Source organism: Olivibacter sitiensis DSM 17696 (genome assembly GCF_000427965.1).
In the GTDB taxonomy this organism is placed as follows: domain Bacteria; phylum Bacteroidota; class Bacteroidia; order Sphingobacteriales; family Sphingobacteriaceae; genus Olivibacter; species Olivibacter sitiensis.
The window spans coordinates 1-18,484 of record NZ_ATZA01000007.1; the positions used below are offsets into that span (position 1 = coordinate 1).

General features: G+C 44.2%; 11 protein-coding genes. 2 read left to right on the forward strand and 9 right to left on the reverse strand.

Annotated elements, in window-relative coordinates:
- Positions 1-331: 331 nt before the first annotated feature.
- Positions 332-2,713, forward strand: a complete 2,382-nt coding sequence (locus A37S_RS0105350; protein WP_028296087.1) for a TonB-dependent receptor — start codon at positions 332-334, stop codon at positions 2,711-2,713.
- Positions 2,714-2,768: 55 nt separating this feature from the next.
- On the opposite strand, the gene pbpC is transcribed toward A37S_RS0105350, so the two are convergent.
- The 5 genes from pbpC to cysM form a co-directional block, all read right to left on the reverse strand.
- The gene (pbpC, locus tag A37S_RS0105355; protein ID WP_157278437.1) at positions 2,769-5,138 is read right to left on the reverse strand and encodes a penicillin-binding protein 1C; all 2,370 of its coding nucleotides are present in this window, start codon (positions 5,136-5,138) and stop codon (positions 2,769-2,771) included.
- A 4-nt stretch (positions 5,139-5,142) separates the two neighbouring features.
- Positions 5,143-6,330, reverse strand: a complete 1,188-nt coding sequence (locus tag A37S_RS0105360) for an ATP-binding protein (RefSeq protein WP_028296089.1) — start codon at positions 6,328-6,330, stop codon at positions 5,143-5,145.
- Between the two features lie 136 nt (positions 6,331-6,466).
- On the reverse strand, positions 6,467-11,974 hold the full coding sequence (locus tag A37S_RS0105365; RefSeq protein ID WP_028296090.1) for an alpha-2-macroglobulin family protein: 5,508 nt from the start codon (positions 11,972-11,974) through the stop codon (positions 6,467-6,469).
- A gap of 297 nt (positions 11,975-12,271) precedes the next feature.
- Entirely contained in the window at positions 12,272-12,718 is a 447-nt protein-coding gene (locus A37S_RS0105375; RefSeq protein WP_028296092.1) for a DoxX family protein, read from the reverse strand.
- 263 nt (positions 12,719-12,981) lie between these two features.
- Positions 12,982-13,854, reverse strand: coding sequence for a cysteine synthase CysM (cysM, locus tag A37S_RS0105380; RefSeq protein ID WP_028296093.1), 873 nt, complete (start codon positions 13,852-13,854; stop codon positions 12,982-12,984).
- A gap of 258 nt (positions 13,855-14,112) precedes the next feature.
- On the opposite strand from cysM, the gene A37S_RS23705 reads away from it, so the two are divergent.
- Positions 14,113-14,889, forward strand: a complete 777-nt coding sequence (locus A37S_RS23705) for a hypothetical protein (RefSeq protein WP_051292751.1) — start codon at positions 14,113-14,115, stop codon at positions 14,887-14,889.
- A 10-nt stretch (positions 14,890-14,899) separates the two neighbouring features.
- Here A37S_RS23705 and A37S_RS0105390 read toward each other — a convergent pair whose 3' ends face one another.
- The 4 genes from A37S_RS0105390 to A37S_RS0105405 all read right to left on the reverse strand — a co-directional run bounded on the left by A37S_RS0105390 (position 14,900) and on the right by A37S_RS0105405 (position 18,480).
- Positions 14,900-15,532 (reverse strand): carbonic anhydrase, encoded by a 633-nt coding sequence (locus A37S_RS0105390; protein ID WP_028296094.1) that lies wholly within the window; start codon positions 15,530-15,532, stop codon positions 14,900-14,902.
- 86 nt (positions 15,533-15,618) lie between these two features.
- Positions 15,619-16,866 carry a sulfate adenylyltransferase subunit 1 gene (locus A37S_RS0105395; RefSeq protein WP_028296095.1) on the reverse strand — a complete coding sequence of 416 codons (1,248 nt, stop codon included), beginning with the start codon at positions 16,864-16,866 and terminating at the stop codon, positions 15,619-15,621.
- Positions 16,867-16,870: 4 nt separating this feature from the next.
- Complete coding sequence (gene cysD, locus A37S_RS0105400) at positions 16,871-17,773, reverse strand: sulfate adenylyltransferase subunit CysD (RefSeq protein ID WP_028296096.1); 903 nt, start codon at positions 17,771-17,773, stop codon at positions 16,871-16,873.
- A gap of 2 nt (positions 17,774-17,775) precedes the next feature.
- Positions 17,776-18,480: a phosphoadenylyl-sulfate reductase gene (locus A37S_RS0105405; RefSeq protein WP_028296097.1), complete on the reverse strand. Its 705-nt coding sequence runs from the start codon at positions 18,478-18,480 to the stop codon at positions 17,776-17,778.
- Positions 18,481-18,484: the final 4 nt, after the last annotated feature.

Here is an 18,484-nt window from a genome sequence, read left to right on the forward strand (position 1 = left end):
TGCCTGACGGCAGGCAGGCAATCTGCGTTTTTGTTTGCCAGATTGCCACGTCGTACCTCCTCGCAATGACGACAAACGAGAAAAAGAAATTTTGTCATGTACAATTCACCATATCATATAATTTGTTTAGACTTATTAAAAATTAGACAAAAGTATTAAAATATTTAAATTTAAAAACTATTTAACACACAAAAAAGTCTATATAATTTCAATTATAACAAAAAATCACCAATCGGTTATTTAGAATTATTCAAAATAATTTTGACAGGTCTCAATTTATAGCTTTATTTGCGCATTAAAACAAAATTAGAAATGATCTAAATAAAAGAATATGAAAGCAAGAATTATCCTACTATTGATTGCACTTCTAGCAAATGGCATAATCGTCTTTGCACAAAATACCGGAAGCATTAAAGGAGAACTAAAGTCCTCCGATGGTCATCCCGCCGCTTATGTAACCCTTACTTTGACCAATCTGGGTAAGAGCGTAAAATCTAATGAACAGGGTAAATACAGCTTCAATAAATTAGCTCCGGGAACATACACAATCAAGATGACCGCTATCGGTGTCAATTCCCAAAGCAAAGAAGTCACGGTAAATCCAGGGGAGGAAGTTGAACTTAACTTTGCGCTTACGGAAAGCAACCAAGTGCTAAAAGATGTCATAATCAATGCCAATAAGAGCAAATATACCACCACGGAACCTTCCACTACCTTGCGGATAAATGAACCGCTCATCGAGGCTCCGCAGAATATACAGGTAGTGACCTCACAGGCTATTAGCGACCAACAAATAATAAGTATGAGCGATGGACTGATACGTAACGTGAGCGGGGCGGTACGACTGGAACATTGGGGCGATCTATACACTAACATAACCATGCGAGGATCCCAGATACAAGCGTTCAGAAATGGCTTTAATGTCGTAGCGTCTTATTGGGGACCGCTTACGGAAGATATGAGTATTGTGGATCACATCGAATTTGTCAAGGGACCTTCGAGTTTTATGCTCGCCAATGGCGATCCTAGTGGTCTATACAACGTAGTAACCAAGAAACCCACGGGGCAAACAAAGGGCGAATTTTCTGCCACCTTGGGCAGTTTCGATCTCTATCGCAGTTCGCTTGACCTGGACGGAAAGTTGAGTAAGGATGGAAAGCTGCTATACAGATTGAATGTTGCCGGACAAACCAAGGGCTCGCACCGCCCTTATGAGTACAATAATCGCTATACCATCGCCCCTGTACTTTCCTATCAACTAAGTGACAACACGAAATTAACAGCCGAATATACGCTCCAAAATGCAAAAATGACGGAAGTTGGTTCCTATTACGTATTTGCAACAGATGGTTATGCCATACTTCCTGTTGATTTTACCATGACGAACCCTGGACTACCGGCAACAAAGATAAACGACCACAGCGCGTTCATCACTCTTGAACATCGAATTGACGACAACTGGAAATTAACGGCCCAGGGAGCCTATTTCAAGTACACACAACAGGGAATGAGCTCTTGGCCGTCGAGTGTAGCCGAAAACGGAGGCATTGTCCGCAATGTAGGTATTTGGGATGCTGAAAGTGAAATGTCCCTTGGACAAGTTTTTTTAAATGGCAATATATATACAGGTTCCGTTCGTCATCGTATTTTGGCGGGACTGGATATGGGAAAGAAAAACTACATGGCCGATTGGGGACAATCACATGATCTGGATACAGCTGGAGGAGAATTCAACATTTATGCGCCTACCTATGGATATCCAAACAACGGTTACCCTTCCTTCGACCGTAGCCAGCCTTTGTCTCAAAGAGCAGTAGCGGCGGGAGGACTAATGGATCAACGGTACAACAGTTTTTACGCACAAGATGAGCTTGGATTTTTGGATGGCTCGTTGAGGGTCACGCTTGCGGGAAGATACACCTATGTCAGCCAATCAGCATGGGGTGCATCTCCAGATGAAGCCAAACACTTCACCCCTAGGTTGGGTATCAGCTATTCCGTATTGAAGAATCTATCGGTATACGGAGTCTATGACCAAGCGTTTACCCCACAGAGTGGGATCATTTACAGCGGTGAAGCCGTAAAACCTTTGACGGGAAACAATATAGAATTCGGGCTAAAGCAAGATTGGTTCGATGGAAAATGGAATTCGACTTTGTCGATTTATCAGATTACCAAGCAGAACGAGCTTACAGCGGATCCCGAGCGTCCCAACAGTCAATATAGTATTGTGGTTGGCGAAAAGGTGGCAAAGGGATTTGAATTTGATATAAGGGGGGAAATTGTATCAGGTTTTAATGTAGTAGCCAACTATGCTTATACCGATTCTAAGGTGACAGAAACAGCCCCAGGCGTTACCGCTATTGCCGTTGGAGACGTTATTCCCGGTTTTTCGAAACATACAGCAAACGGTTGGCTCAACTACAAGATCCAAAAAGGCCGATTGGAAGGCATAGGCTTCTCAGGAGGATTCACCTGGCTTGGAGATAGAGCAACCGACACTTGGAGTGTAGGCTTACAAAAACTGCCCAATTATTTCAAGCTGGATGGCGGACTGTTCTATGAAAACAAGAAGTTCAAAATCATGGCAAACGCCTTTAACGTATTGGACAAATATCTGTACAGCGGATCCTACTACGAATGGTTGAACGCTTACTACTGGCAAACCGAAGCCCCTAGAAACTACAGGCTTAGCATAAACTACAAGTTTTAACAACCCAACAAATAGGCTTTATAGGAAGGCATTCTAAGGATGTCTTCCTATTTTTCTACTCATTGACAATCGTCACCCGCCTCCTGATCTCTCCCCCATACTCATCCGTTACCGTGATGAGGTAAGTGCCAGACTGGGCATTGACGGCCATCTCATGAAAATTTTGAGTAGTGCCCAAAAACACGCCGTCCATATACCAAAATAGTTTCATCCTGGCCTGATTGTGTGCTACTTTCAGTATGACGGGCTGTATCAATCCATCAAAATCCCTTGTAAGATAAATTTTGCTGCTGTATTCCTTGGGATAAATAAAATCCATATTCAAACCCTGCCCAATTGTGCAATCCGCCCGGTATGGTGGTAGCACCTTATAGTCCGCATGTTTGCTCTTGTAGTACCACTCCATGACAGGGGGCAATACGAACCAACTCTTGGTGACCATTTCGTCTACCGGCACGCAGCTGCTGTTCACCCTAAAGCGTTCTTCTTTATCTAGGTGAACCAAACTATGATAAGGGCAAATATTGCTGCGCAAACCTTTTACGGGAATATAGGCATTTTCCGCGTTGCAGTATTCTCCGGCCAAGCTCCCACTTAAGGTGCATATTTCAGCGTCTTCTATATCGTTCAGGGGCATATCAAACCAGCCAGAACGTGGCAATAAGCGAAATACATCGAACAGAATAGGAGCAGCATTACTTACTCCCGTGAGCGTGGGGCGCCCCTCTCCCGTGGCATTGCCTACCCACACCCCCACCACGTAATCCTTGGTCGTGCCAATGGCCCAGGCATCCCGATTGCCAAAGCTGGTACCCGTTTTCCATGCTATTTCCAATGCCGAATCATAAAACTTCCACGCTTCATCGCCCCTAGGTCGGTTCACTTCCTTCATAGCTTGGTAAGTGAGCCAAATGGAGCCCGCGCCTAATATATTTTCTTGTTCGATATCTTTGCCCAAATCGGCCTGCTTTTGACCATAAACGTTCAAATCTGAAAACTCCCTTTCCCTGTAAAAACCATTGGCATTGTAATAATTCAAGGTAGATGATAGGTTGGCATAGGTCTTACACAAGTCCCAAAGGCTTGCCTCCGCACCACCCAAGATAAGGGATAGGCCATAGCTGTCGGGGTGTCTATTGATATGTCTTATGTTAAACTTGTGCAACTCCTCGTAGAACTTGTAGATACCATACTGCTGCAACATCAGCACACATGGGATATTGAGCGACCGAGCAAGAGCCAAGTGAGCCGGCACGGCGCCATCGTAGGTATGGTCGAAGTTCTCGGGTGTATAGCCCGATATTTGGGTAGGTACATCGGCCACAAGCGTATTGGGCAATATTTTGCCATCGTTCAGCATACCGGCATACAGCAATGGCTTCAGAATACTGCCCGTGCTTCTGGGCGCCTGGATAATGTCGACATCTTTTTGATGCGATTTATCGGTTGGAGCGTTCCCTATATAGGCCAATACTTCCCTTGTTTTGACGTCTACGACCATCACGGCAAGATTATATACTTCATTTTGTCGGTAATGCCGATAATACTGCTCGGCCAGTTGGTTGACGCGTTGTTGAAGCTCAATTTTCAAGGTAGACTGAATTCTTTTCCCTTCATCATTGACGGATATCCTATCCAATAGATGGGGAGCGATCTGTGGCAGGTCATAAGGCCTCTGCGGCAAAGCTTCTTCCAAGGCCAAGGTATAGGTCATTGAGTCGATAACGCCCTTTTCAAAAAGACGTTGCAACAACCTATTTCTCTTTTGTAGTAAAAGCTGCTGGTTCTTGCCGGGATAGATCAAGCTAGGCGCATTGGGCAACACGGCCAACGTGGCGGTTTCTGCCCAAGACAACTGGCTCGGCTCTACGCCAAAATAGCGCCAGGATGCCATTTCCAGCCCCACAACGTTTCCCCCAAAGGGCGCGTGTGCTGCGTAGATCCTCAAGATTTCGTCCTTGCTATGACGCCACTCCAAGCGCGTGGCTAGGACGAGCTCTATCAATTTTTCAAGATAAGTGCGCTTGCGGTGTTGCCTCGAAAGGCGTATTACCTGTTGGGTGATAGTGCTGCCTCCCCTTATGACCCTATTAGCTTTATTGTTCTGCAGCAACGCATTAAATATCGCTATAGGATTGAAGCCCGGGTGCTGGTAGAAATATTGGTCCTCATAGTAGACGATACACTGCTTGAATTTCTCTGATAAGCTATCCTGTTGCGGAAAACGCCATTGCCCATCCTTTGCGATTTTGGCTCCCAGCAAATCTCCCTGTTTGCTTTCCAGAACGGTCGTATAGGGAGTATCAAACAAAATACTCGGTAAGCTGAAATAGTATAGCACGAGTACGGACAAAGCCAAGGTACTCTTGCCTTTATTCCGGCGCAACCACAATAAAATCTTCTTTGAATTGCCAAATTTGACCATGTCATTATCCAAAATCTCTTACCATGGCAAGAAATTCAATCAAACCTATTGCCTCTACCCCCCTCGTCATGGGAAATCTTTCGCTACCTGAATATACCACAAATCTCTTTTTTGCCCGAATGTCCTCACAAGCATCATAAAAACCTCTCTTTAACGCAGGTGACGTCGATTTTTTGATTTCTACGGCCCATATTTCATCCCTAGGGCCTTCAAGTACCAAATCTATTTCCACCTGATTGCTCGTACGGTAATAGCTATATCTCCATTTGCTCGAAAGTTGCCGAATGATGTTTTCGGCCACAAAGCCTTCCCAACTGGCTCCCACAATGGGATTGCCCAGCAAGCTTTCAAAACCGGAGATCTGTAGCAAACTATGCAATATACCCGTGTCGCGCAAATATATCTTTGGAGTCTTTGTTAGCCTTTTCTTGGTATTGCCATACCAAGGTTGCACCTGTCTCACCATGTAAAAATCCGTCAGGATATCTAGATAGGAACGTACCGTGGTATGGCTCACTTCCAGGCTTTTCCCTATCTCGGAAAGCACCACTTGTTGCCCATGGTAATGGGCTAGCATGGTCCAAAACTTCTTCATACGCATAGCAGCTACCTGCGGTCCCATCAGCGGTATGTCCCGTTCAACATAGGTGGCGATAAAATCATTACGCCAATCCCAGCTTTCATCTTCCCCAGCTGCCAAGTAACTGTCAGGAAAGCCTCCCCTAAACCACAACTTGTCGTGATTATAGCCAAGCGGGTCGTTTTCGTAGATTTCCAATGCCGAAAAAGGACTAAGCTCCAGATAGCGTATCCTGCCTGCCAACGTTTCCGAAGACTGCTGAAGTAAATCGCGCGAGGCTGAACCCAACAAAAGGAAATGACCCGCCTTTTCACCTGCCCTTTTCCTGCCATCTACCAAACTTCTCAACACAGGAAATAAATCTGGCTTGCGTTGCACTTCATCGATAATCAACAATTTTCCTTCAAAACGTTTGAGGTAACTTTCGGCATCTTGCAACTTGTTCAAATCGGAATCCAATTCCAGATCAATATAAGAAGCTTGCTTCCCTACCTCTTCTGCAACTGCCATGGCCAAGGTAGTCTTGCCCACCTGCCTAGGCCCCAATAAAGCAACCACGGGCATTTGCCCTATAGCCTGAAACAGCCTACTCTTCAGCGCGCGTAAAATCATCTTGAAATCGATATTAAGAATGCAAACCGAAACATAAATGTACAATTTTCATTCAAAAATATAATTTTACCATGTAAATTGAAAGTTAAAATTTCAATTTACATGGTAAAATCAATTTTACCAGTCTACTAAAAGTCTATTTCACCACTTCCACCCATTGCCCCTTGGTACGCGCCAAGAACGTATTGTCGTACATGGCTTCCGCTTGCAGCCCGGGCAAATAGTATTTCCCTAGATACGAGGCATTCAAAAGTATCTTAAAGGTCCTCCCTTCTCCACCGTTCAATCCAAAGTAAAAAGCGGTACGATCGTCCCGAATATCGATATAATCGGCCTTGTTATCGCCAAAGGCTCCATAATCTGTATACCGTGTGTTCACAATCTCCCAGCCCGATGGGACAATCTGCGTAAGCGCCACGTTCTCCACACGGTCTAAGCTCTGATTTTTCACACTGACTACTGCCACGAACTCGGTACCTTGCGCCAATGCGTCTATGGCCAATGGATTGCCCTTTCTGTCTTGAAAGGAGACACTTGCCAGTAGGTTGCGCTGCAATACCTGCTCCTGCCCTACCGGCAATATACCGCTGTTGAGTACTTTCACATATATGGTATTCTTTTCCTTATTCTTGATTTTCAGGACATTTGCACCCATTTTCACGTCTAACTTTCTGTCAGAAAAAGCCTTGGCGGTGCTAATGTCCATATTTTTGCCCTGATAGCTGTACTGCACATTGATGCCTGTTCCTCCATTTACCTTGGCAAACCTGGAAACGGCATACAAGCTATAAGCTGTGGTCTGCGTACTCATCCAAGCACCCGAAGACAAGTCCTTCGCTATCCTGGTGGCAAGCGGGAAAGCCTTGGCCGTTTGTCCCAGTAAGATCAAGGTCTCGAGCACCATTGCCCGATTGCGTTCGGGAGATCCGTAATAGTAATAACTGTAGGGTGTCCTGTTGCTTTCATCTATACTGCTTTCGTTCAACAGGGCATTTCCTGCTTGTTTCTGACCGGCCAAGGCATAAGCTGCCGCTAGCCGCAAGCGCGTTTCGTTGGAAATACCCCCCGTTTCCCGCAATCTATTCATAGACGCCATATCGGCTGAACCGGCAAGGGCAAGTGTATACAAACGATAAGCCTGCGCAAAATCACTGCCCCGATGGGTTTCCATCCGCCATTGCTTAGATGCCCGTTGCTGATAGCTGATCCATCTCCCTTTGAAATCTACCGGCAATACATAGCCTTTTGCCTCTGCCTCTATTAAGAAATGGCCCACATAGGAAGTGCTCCAATCATCGGCCACGTTCATACTGGGCCAATAGACAAATCCGCCATTGGCCAGCTGAAACTTGCTCAACTTATTGATGCCTTCTACCACATGTCGCTGTATGACTTCCTGCTTCTCCTTGCTCAGGTCAACCACATCGCTGAGATACAATTGCGGAAAAACGGCAGAAGTAGTCTGTTCCAAACAACCGTGCGGATATTGAATCAGGTAATTGAGCCTGCTATTAAAGTCGATGGAAGGGAATGAGGATACTTCCAGTCGCGACTCATTGCTACCGTTTACACCAAATGTTTCCCAGTTAATGGTCTTTTCTTCATTGGCATTGAGCACGACTTCCTTGTAGTCATTGGTTACGGGATTGGGATTCACGATATCTATTTCTACAGGGTAGGAAGCCTTTTCCTTGCCAGCTGAAGCCAATACTTCAACCCTAGCAATCCCGGTAACATTGCCCACCTCTAGGTCAAAATAGAGCATTTTATCTCCTGTGCGTTCAAAATTGACCGTTTTCGTTGTGCTGCCAAGCACCTTGATCCCCGCACTTGTCTTTACCTGAACCTGGGCATTTTTCACTTGATCTTCCAGTGCAAATACCGTTACGGGTAACGTCACCTTTTCCGTGGGCGATATTTTTCTTGGTAAGGAAGCCAAAACCATTAAAGGACTCCTCACGGGCGTAGCCTTTTCTACACTGCCATAGGCTCCTGTCGCGGCATCGCCGGCCACTACCATAGTCCTTACCGATCCGATGTAGTTTGGCAACTTCACTTTGTGGGTTTTAGTTTCATTCTTAGCCAAGTGAAACGGCCCCAGATAGATGACAACAGGCTTAAAGCGATCGGCATTTTTATTTTCGCCTCCACCAATGTCCTCATCGCCTCCTATGCTGAACACCTGATTGATTTTACCTCCATAGGCACCTATTACATCGTTATAGATATCCCAGGTTTTTACTCCCAAGGCTTCACGCGCGTAGAACCTATCCCAAGCGTTGGGGGTCGTAAATCTGGTAAGATCCAGCAGCCCCTCGTCTACAATGGCTACTGTATAGCTCATGGCTTTTCCACTGCCCTCATTCACTTGCAACGACACCGTTTGCTCCGGCCTTAGTACGGACGGCATTGTCAATACGGGTTTCAATATGGTTTCCTTGTTGAGCACCTCAATCGGTATAACGCCATAGAGTCGTATGGGGGCATCATTCAAGGTGGAAGCGTGGGGCTGCAAAAGCGTAATGAATACATAAACATTTGGAGCCATTTTATCCGTAATTGGTATTTCCACCTGGGTTTCCCCTTTTTGGGTCTCTGCCCAATGCGTGGCCACCACCTGTGAACCGCTTTCAATAGATATCAGGGCCCTACTCCCTTCGCTCGAAGGAAAGGAGACTTTCATTTTCTCTCCTACGTTGTATTTCTCTTTATCCGTAGAAAAGACCAGCATGTTGGCATTGGTAGCATCGGTGTTTTTCGTCTTGGCAGACCAATAGGGCCAATCTATCAATACCGTCTGCCCTGTGGCATGGCCGCCGTCCAAATCACTGATCAACACAAAATATCGTCCCCAATCATTCTCGTCTACTTTAAAACTAATACTAGTTTTGCCATTTGCGCCAGTGCTTACGCGAAATGTCTTGTATGGCGTGATACTGGAGGATGACCGATAGTTGGACAAATTGTCATTGGAAGCGTCCCACCACCAGCGCCATTCCACTTTATATACCTTCGCTTCGATATTGGCAGTAGCGTTCGGTCTACCATGCATATCCAGTGATACGATGTCAAAACGGTTTTCCTTGCCGGTTTCCAACATCCCATATTTGTTGGGTTCCGGAGACTTGACACCCAAATAAGTCTGGTAGGGTGAGTAAGTGGCAGAGGCCACATCCGTACTGAAATCGCCTCCGTTTTCATAAACCTTGGTTATAAACGAGGCTTTCAACATACCCGGAGCTTGTCCATGCAACTGTGGCTTGATACCAATGGTCGCCTTTCCCTCTCCATTGATACTGCCCGAAAAGACATTAATCTCTTCCATACCGAATCGGCGCGAAGGGTCGTCAAACATATAGTTGTCATACCCTTTAAAGCTGGTTCTCATCTGATAAAACTTAGCCTGCATGTCGGCCTTTAGGTCCTTGGCTATTGCTCCATGCAACCACGTTACGGCTATTTCATCGGTCGTAAGCTGTTCGGCCGTCAACAGTTTGCCCGCAAGGTTATTCTTTATCTTCAACCTGTTCGGCTTGATGGTCTCTATCTTAATGCTTTTATAAAATTTGGCCCCGCCTACGCTCACTTGTGCTTCCCAGTTGCCCGTAGGGGCATCTGCCTTGGTGGGAAGCACAAAACGGTAATGGTGATCTTCATTGGAAGGTTGTACTTGTTGCGCCACCAGCTTACCGTTCGGATCGGACAAGCGCAACTTCACTGGATGGGATGGCGGCAATTTGTTGGCTTGATCATTAAGCATAAACGACAGAAACAGGGTGTCTCCAGGTCGCCAGACCCCTCGCTCCCCATATATATAGCCTTTCAGCCCCTTTTCCAGCTCTATTCCCGATACGTCAAAGTTGCTCAAAGAAAGTGAACGCCCCTCTTCCAACTTGACATAACTAGTATGTTTACCATTCTTTACCACTACGAAATAAGCTCTATTGGACTTTTCTAAAACAGCTACGCCGTCCTTATCAGTGGTCGCTTCTGCTACCTTTTGCTGTTGGTAATCATACAACTCCACTTGAGCATTCGCCGCAGGCTTGGCAGTTACTATATTGTTCACCGCGATAAAATAGCTGCCATTTTTGCCCATCTTGGCGATGACACCCAAATCGGTAGCCATGATATTTGCGGCCACCTTGTTATTATAGTAATAATAGGAATTTGAGCAAGGGTCGTCCCGCTCGCGCCAATCGTAATCATAATAATCATAGTATTCATATTCATAACTATTGCCACGGGATTTTTCTTGTTCTTCTTCTAGGCTACTTCCACTGTCGTCGGCCTCATCCGCTGCATTATTTAGCCCACAGGGATAAATAGAATATGCCTTTTTATAGCTGAACTCTACGTGGTATATCGCTCCAGGATCGGGATCGATTAGCTCAGCTAGATCAAGTGCAAAGACATTCCATTTACCATTATTGTATAGGCTATTGGACGTTAGCTCTAGTTTTTTCTTGGCTATAGGCAAGGCTACCTTGCGCAAATTATAGTTGCCATTAATATCATTATCTTGCAAGAACTGCAGCACGTTGTCATGGTAAATCTTGTACACCATCACATCTACCGCCTTGAGATTGGCCGCTTCGAAGTTTACCTTTAAGTTACTGGAGCTAGGCAACAGGACACCATTCTTCAAGAGTCGCACGCCAGGTTTTGTCTGTTCGAAAAGGATTTTCTTGGAATAACCGGATTTGAGCTTTATTCCATTACTATTGGCAACTCCTTGAAAAACTTCCAAGAGGCGCTCGCCTTTGAGCGCCTCTGCCGTAAACACTTTCAACACATTACCGTCTACCGTATAGCTCAGATTTCTGGCGGAATCTATGGTGACAAGACCTTCGAAATTTTGCGTTTTCTTGAGCGGATCGGAGAAGTTGATCAGCAACAATTGACCATTTTCCTCTGCAATGGTTGTTTTGAATACTTTGAAATGACCTTTTGCCGCAATTTCTATCTCCTCATGACCACTTTGACCAATCCCTAAGCTGCTTCCATCCCATGCGAGCTTAATGGTTTCATCTTTTTGAGGACGTCTGATACTATCGACTATAAAGCCAAACTCCGTCCCGCTAGTGGCCCCTTCAAATCGAATAGGCAAACGCTTGCCATTTTGTTCAGCATAGACCAGCTTCTTGGCGGCCGAAACATCCAGTTCATCGCTTGTCCGCATTACGGCTCGTAAAAACTGCCAATCTGGATTATACGATTGCAATTCTTTGCTCAACACCACAAAATCTTGCTTGACTGTTTTTATGGTAAAGTTAAACTGTGACAACTCCTTAGGGACATCAATGACATCCTTTAGCCGAAAGGACACTTGATATTCCGTGTCCTGTTTCAATCGGCTTTTAGGTTTAAAAATAACTGTGTTCTGCGATAGTGCAATCACCTTACCCTCAACACTGGGGTTTATCTTAAAAAGATCGGCATCCAGCTCTTGGTTTGGCTTCCATTCTTGTTTGTTGAAGGCAAGCACTATGCGGAGGTCCGATGCTGCAGGCACCACGCCAGAAGTAAATTCACTGACATAATCCTTGTACAGGGAAAAATCCGAATTGAAATCCTTTGATTTCTTATTGCAGGCAAGCAAGAGCAGCATAAGGCATGCAAGGAGGTAATTTTTTCTACTCATATTTTGTCTATGGCCAATAACTATAGGTTCATAACTATATAATTCATTTTTTTAATATGTTGATAATCGCCAAAGCATGAAATCATGGTTTGGTAATATCTGCCATAAAAAAGTAAAGCAATATAGGGGCTTTTCTTGGATTTGAAGAAAATTTGAGCCGCACTGCATGAGAAATAGCGGTTTTCAGGTACTTTTAGGCGGCGCTTTTCTATGCGCATTTAATTGAAAAAAGAGCGCTCCCTTTCCAATAACCTTGGAATGAGAACGCTCCTTTTCTTTTGGCGTAGTTCAAACAGGTCAAAACCATCGCTTGTTGCCCGGTCTTCTCATTGCATGATCCAATGAATAAGTACCCGATCCCATAACAAAAAAAACAACGAGCAAAATCAGGGTTATCAATGAAAGCCAGAGTTCCGAGTTCATGAAGTTAAATCCTTCAGTAATATTGACAAAAAAGACTGCTCCCAACAAAATGGGAATTTGAAAGGCAACGGCCACACGTGTCACCAAGCCAAGGGCGATAAAAATTCCGCCAACGATATGCGCAAAGGCTACATAGTGAACCGCTGTCCAAATAGATAGTTGGAAATGTGTCTTTTCTATTAGACGCCCCACGGATTCCGTGTCGGCAATAAAGCTTAGGCCTTTTGCGAATATAAACAGCCCTAGGGCAATGCGCAAAAAATCAAGCCAACGGGGATAATTTCGATCTCCCCAATGTTCGATTCTGTGAATCAAATTCATAACAACCTCCTCTCTTATAATTGGTTATTAGACATAACGAATAAAGAGATAAAAAAGTTTCTTGCGATAGCTCCTTTTTGCATTTTGGCTAAGGCAAACAAAATAAGGAATCAGCAAGCATGTTTGGCACGACCTTTGATAGCTTTTAAACAGGTTTAGGTTGATTATTTAGAAAGGCCCGGCATCCCCAAAAGCCGGGCTTTTCTTTTTTTTTTAGGCAAAGCGTTTAATCCGCTCTACCCAACTTTATCCTTCCACAGCGTTTAGCCAAAAAGATTGCTGCTCAAATAACGGTCGCCTCGATCGCAGGCAATAAAGACAATGACTCCCTCATCCAATTCTTCCGCTACTTTCAAAGCGCAATGTAAAGCACCACCAGTACTCATTCCAGCAAATATCCCCTCGACCTTTGCCAATTTGCGTGTCGCTTCAACGGCATCGCGCTCGGAGACATCCATCACCCTATCTACTCTTTTTGGGTCAAATATTTTGGGTAGATATTCCACTGGCCATCTCCTAATTCCTGGTATGGATGATTCTTCTGTCGGTTGACAGCCTATAATTTGGACATCGGAATTCTTTTCCTTTAGGTACATGGAGTTGCCCATAATACTGCCAGTTGTCCCCATAGCACTTACAAAATGAGTGATTTTCCCTTCCGTATCTGTCCAAATTTCTGGTCCAGTCGTATTGTAATGCGCCAAGTAGTTGTCTGGATTAGCAAATTGGTTAAGTAAAAAATAGCCCTCTTGTTCTCCCCTTTCCTCCGCATAGTCGCGGCAAACCTCCATGGAGTCTAGTAAGGTAACCTTCGCGCCGTAAGCTTCCATCGTTAGTGTTCTTTCCCTTGTACTATTGGATGGTATGACCAACTCTATCTCCAGGTCATACATACTGGCTATCATTGCCAAGGCAATACCCGTATTGCCACTAGTGGCCTCTATCAACTTAGTACCTTTCCGTATATTTCCTCGCTCGAGTGCACTTTTGATCATATTCAAGGCAGCTCTATCCTTCACGCTGCCTCCTGGATTAGTGCCTTCCAATTTAGCCAACAATTGCACTTTTGGATTGGGATTCAATCGTTGAATCTTTACTAAAGGGGTATTCCCAATAAATTCTATGATATTTTTCATCTACCTAAAACCCACGTCCTACGGGATTTGCTTTTATGACACTTCTTTAATTACTATTACTTCTGTTGCTGGCGCGCGCAATTGTTACATCATCATATAGGCCACGCATGGTAAAACTACGTATTTCTCCAGATTATACGGAAAAAACCCGCACAAATATAAAAATTACCTCCCTGCCCTTCATGGTCACGTGGACAACAATATTGTTCGGTCCTACATTTGGCATTCATGTCGTATAGCCTTAAATTTATGGCGTCAATGGAAGAGAATAAAGACAAAACGAAAACAAGCAAGTTTCAGGGTATAGGCAGCCTCCTCTATTTCAACTGGCCTAATTACCTTATGGTCTTGACGCTTGTCATCTTATTGGGCATTTTGGAATACCTTATGCCAAGTGAAGGATTCTCCATTTATCGGTTGGCCCTGATGCTATTGTTGCTTTCTATATTTTCCTCTTTACTGGTCTCATTCTATATACAGGATCTTTCTCCATTGTATAATTTGCGTTGGATGAAATTGTTGCCCAAAATTCCCCGACAGGCTAAAATAGTGTTGATACATGCAGGGATGGACAATATTAGTGCTACCCTTAACAGCCGCTACGCCGATGCCCAGCTCTTGAAGTATAACATATATGATTACAAGAGGCACACCAAAGAAGAAGGACGGAAGATACGCAAGAAACATCCATTGACAACCGATACTATTGCGATCTCTACTTCTTTTCTTCCCATTGCCCCACGTTCAGCCGATGCCATTTTTTTTATTCTAAGCGCTGGTGAACTGAAAGACAAATACGAAAGGATTGGTTTTTTCAAGCAAATGCAGGAATCGCTAAAACCTGAAGGACAACTTATTTTTGTAGAACACACAAAAAATGTGGCAAACCTTTTGGCCTTCACCTGGGGAGCTACAGACCTTCTGAAAAACAAGGAATGGGAGAGCATCTTTGTAGACACCAAACTTAATGCGGTATATTACAGCGGCACCATCACGCCATTCTTAAGTATATACAGCCTAGGCACTAACAACTAAAAAAGGAAGCCTAAGCTTCCTTTGTAAAATAAATATCAAACAGGCCTTTACCTATTTTTTCAAAATCCAGTTTTTGATCAATCAATTTACCGGTTTTTATATCAAACACCCAGCCGTGTATAGTTACCTTTCCCTCGTCAAATGCCTGATGTACTTCCGTTACCTTATAGAGATTTATACATTGTTCCAAAACGTTCAATTCTACCAAACGTTTATATCGGGACTCTTCATCGTCAATAGCATTCAATTCGTCCTTATGTATACGATATACATCGCGAATGTTACGCAACCAAGGATTTAATATACCTAAATCGTTGGGCTCCATAGCCGCCTTTATACCTCCGCAGTAATAATGCCCACAAACCACCACATGTTTCACTTTCAAGTGCTTCACCGCGTAATTTATAACGGACAAAACGTTAAGATCGTTATTGGGAACAACGTTGGCAATATTTCTGTGAACAAAAACTTCACCAGGCCTTGCACCCATCATTTCTTCTGCCGTGACTCTGCTATCGGAACAGCCGATGTATAAAATCTCGGGTGATTGTCCTTTAGAAAGGTCATCAAAATAATGATCGTCCAGGTCTAGGTGTTTACTGATCCATTCCTTGTTGTTCTCAAAAATCTTTCCTATATCCATTTGTTTTAATTCTTTTTACTGAAAAACGCCAAACCACGGAATATGTTTTTTTGCGATAAATATTCTAACCTTATTTTAATTCACCATCACAAAATGGTTCTAAACATGAGCGCACCAACAGTGATATTGGTTCTTGGATCTATCAAGATAGCAGCACCATTCGAACGGTTTTCATCATAGGAATCTGCTGCCAGCTCGTCAGCGGTTTTTAACACGATCCTTCCGATGTCATTTAACTTAAAGCTATCTGCGGCATGTTTCTCCAAGGTGTTGATATCCACACTATACATTATCTCATTGATCTTGCATCGAGTTATTTTACTGTTATGCTGCAGGAAATAGGTGAGAGAGGTATCGAGCGCGCGCGAATCCATCCAGCAAAGATCCGCTTCTATTTCTTTGCTAGGAATAGGCGCATTCTCATAAGCAACCAAAACATCTCCCCTACTGATATCTAGGTCGTCTTTCAGATGCAACACTACTGATTGACCTGCAATTGCTTGCTGTAAGTCTGCTCCGAAGAATTCAATACGTACTATACTGCTTTGCTGACCGGATGGCAACACCTGTATGCTATCCCCTACGCTGACGACACCCGTTTGCAAACGCCCTGCATAGCCCCTATAGTCATGCAAATCATCGGTCTGTGGTCTAATTACCCATTGCACTGGAAAACGAGCATTCACCTTGGTTTTGTCTTGTTGTACATCCACTAATTCCAAGTGATTCAACAAGGTGGTGCCAGAATACCAAACCATATTTTCGGAAGGTGTCACCACGTTATCGCCCTTCAACGCACTGACAGGTATGTAGCTTACATGTTTCAATTTCACCTTGTCGGCCAAGGCTTTATATTTCTCTACAATGGCACTAAAAACGGTCTCACTGTAGCCTACCATATCCATTTTATTGACACAGACAACTACCTCTTCGATACCCAGCAGCGACACTAAGTAACTATGCCTCACCGTTTGTTCTACCACCCCATTTCTTGCATCTATAAGGATAATTGCCAGATTGGCATTCGATGCTCCCGTTACCATGTTGCGGGTATATTGAATATGGCCAGGCGTATCGGCAATTATGAATTTCCTTTTATCGGTATGGAAATATTTGTAGGCTACGTCTATGGTAATGCCTTGCTCGCGTTCGGCACGTAGTCCGTCCGTCAATATGGCCAAATCTATAGTACCATCATCATTTTTCCTGTTGGAACGTTCCAACGCTTCTAGCTGATCGGCCAATATAGAATCTGTATCATATAACATACGCCCTATGAGTGTGCTCTTTCCATCATCCACACTGCCTGCCGTAAAAAATTTCAGTATATCCATCGTGTTAAAAGTATCCTCCTTTCTTCCTATCTTCCATCGCTGCCTCAGACACCTTATCGTCTATGCGTGCACCCCGTTCACTGATCTTGGAACTACTGATTTCTTCAATGATGGCATCTAAATTATCCGCACTCGATAGAACCGCTGCAGTACATGAAATATCGCCCACAGTTCGAAAACGCACTGTACTCTTTGTTACTATGTCTTCTTCGTCCATGTTTAAAAACGGTGAAGCCGCCATTAATTGTCCATTTCGTGTTATGCAGTCCCGCTCATGTGCAAAATAAATGCTAGGTAGGGCGATATTTTCCCGTTTGATATAATTCCACACATCCAGCTCTGTCCAGTTGCTTATGGGGAAAACACGCACATTTTCGCCTTTGGCTATTTTACCATTGTATATATCCCACAGCTCTGGTCTCTGGCGTTTAGGATCCCATTGGCCGAACTCGTCTCGAACAGAAAAGATACGCTCTTTGGCACGTGCTTTTTCCTCGTCACGCCTCGCTCCGCCAATGCAGGCATCGAACTCATACTTGGCAATGGTATCCAGCAAGGTAACGGTTTGCAATGCATTTCTACTGGCATTTTTGCCCTTTTGCTCCACTACTTTACCTTGATCGATGGAATCCTGCACATAACCAACAATCAATTTCTCTCCTATTCTCGCTATCAAATCGTCCCGATAACTGATAGTTTCTTCAAAATTGTGCCCTGTATCGATATGTACCAAAGGAAAAGGAAATCTCCCAGGCCTAAAAGCCTTTTCTGCTAAGTGTACCAATGTGATGGAATCCTTTCCTCCGGAAAACAGCAAAGCTGGTCTTTCAAATTGCCCCGCCACCTCACGGAGTATATAAATGGCCTCTGCCTCCAACTCATCTAAATAATCTAACTGCTTGCTCATTTTTATGCTTGTGTTACATGTAAGCCACATTCTTTCTTGGATTGATCCTCCCACCACCAGCGCCCGGCTCTGAAATCTTCACCTTCTCGTACGGCGCGGGTGCAAGGAGCGCATCCAATGCTCGGGAAGCCTTTGTCATGTAATGCGTTGTACACGATATTATGTTTTTTTACAAATTGCTTAACCTCATCTAGGGTCCAATCAAAAATGGGGTGGAACTTAATCAGATCGTTTCCTTCATCCCACTCCAAATGGTGCATCTGCCCCCTATTGGCTGATTGTTCCATACGTATGCCGGTAACCCAACATTGGTTTCCTTTCAAAGCTCTTTTCAGGGGTTCGATCTTACGTATATGACAACATTCTTTCCTGTTTTCCACAGATTCATAGAAGCTGCTTGGGCCTTTCTTGTTTACCATTTCCTCCAAGGCTGTCCTATCTGGATAATACGCATACAAGGGCTTACCATATATTTCTAATGTCCTATTCCATACATAGTAAGTCTCGGGAAACAATCTCCCAGTCTCCAGTGTAAACACCTTAATGGGGATATCATTGCTGAAGATTAAATGCGTGATGATTTGATCTTCCCAACCAAAGCTGGTGGAAAAAACAATTTGATCGGAAAAGCGTTCAGCTAGGTAGCTCAACGATTCGACCGGATCCAATCCTGTTATCTTTTCGTCAATCTCTTCTATTATACTCATCCCT